The 1,123-nt window shown below is 37.6% G+C and carries 2 protein-coding genes; both read right to left on the bottom strand.

The features are described 5' to 3' along the window. Nucleotides 1–25 precede the first annotated feature (25 nt). Complete coding sequence (locus QZ265_RS09000; protein ID WP_296405461.1) at nucleotides 26–826, bottom strand: hypothetical protein; 801 nt, start codon at nucleotides 824–826, stop codon at nucleotides 26–28. 67 nt (nucleotides 827–893) lie between these two features. After that, the coding region (locus QZ265_RS09005) for a hypothetical protein (protein WP_296405464.1) at nucleotides 894–1,123 on the bottom strand (230 nt) is incomplete at its 5' end.

Below are 1,123 nucleotides of genomic sequence, written 5' to 3' on the forward strand. Positions count from 1 at the left end.
AGTAAGCATTTAATCTAAATTGCAGTTACACAGAATTCGGGATGGGCTCCCGGAATCTTGCTTGCTCAACCGTTACGTTAGCCTTCGTCATATATTTCAATTCATTTTCTAATTGCCTAAGTTTTTCATCTGATATATCCCCATTGGAAAAATACACTGTTACAACTACCGTAAAACCTATAGGAGTATAGCCAATACCTTGTAACTCACCACCATGCTTTCTAACAGTGTCCTCGATTAGCTTCCTATCTTCATTGCTATCATATGCATCAAGCAAAGCTTTTTTGTTTCTATCCGCTATAGGTAGTATTTCAAAATCTATACTAAAGCCTTTGGCTTCGCCAGTTTTGATTACATATTCATAACTCTCTGCCGCAACATTCTGCCTAGTAACAACAAAATATTTTGGTATACCTTCTGCATTGCCATAAACGTCCACATAGCTATCACCTAGTTGCGTCTTTATTTGATTAAGCACCTGCTGTACCTCTGGTGACTCGTATACTGTATGGTGTCTGTAGATATCAGCGACGGGTCTATTCACAGCTTTCGCAAGATCTATCGTTGAACGTGGATAGATAATGTCACGAGGCCTATTATTCTTTAGAACCTTAGGGCCACTATCAATTTGAGACCAATCAATTTCGATGGTGGGGGTGGTTTTTAAACTATTGTAATTCGAGGGGTTAGCGCTTTCTACAACTTGACTATGTTGCGGCGCTATGGACTGACAGCCTGTTAATATCGTTGCAGTACCTGCCAATGCAGTACTTACCAATGCAGTACTTACCAATAAATAAGCAATGAAGTTAGGAGTAGTTTTCATGTAATACCACCTTTATATGTATAATTGAAGTTTTACCGACTAGTTTTAATGAACAAATAAAGCAAGTTTAAAGAATAAGTCTGCTAGATTGGTCAACCTCAAATTTCACGCCTGTCAATTGACTTAGTTCCACTTCAAGTTGGTTATGTTCAAGTTCAGACAGTTTATTTTCAAAATACACATCTGCTAAAATCTTAAATCCCATAGGGGTATAACCCAGACCTTGCATTTCACCACCATATTTCTTGATGATGGTATCAATTTGTTCTATATCTTCTTCGCTATCATAAACATCTA

It is taken from the genome of Psychrobacter sp. (assembly GCF_018260395.1).
In the GTDB taxonomy this organism is placed as follows: domain Bacteria; phylum Pseudomonadota; class Gammaproteobacteria; order Pseudomonadales; family Moraxellaceae; genus Psychrobacter.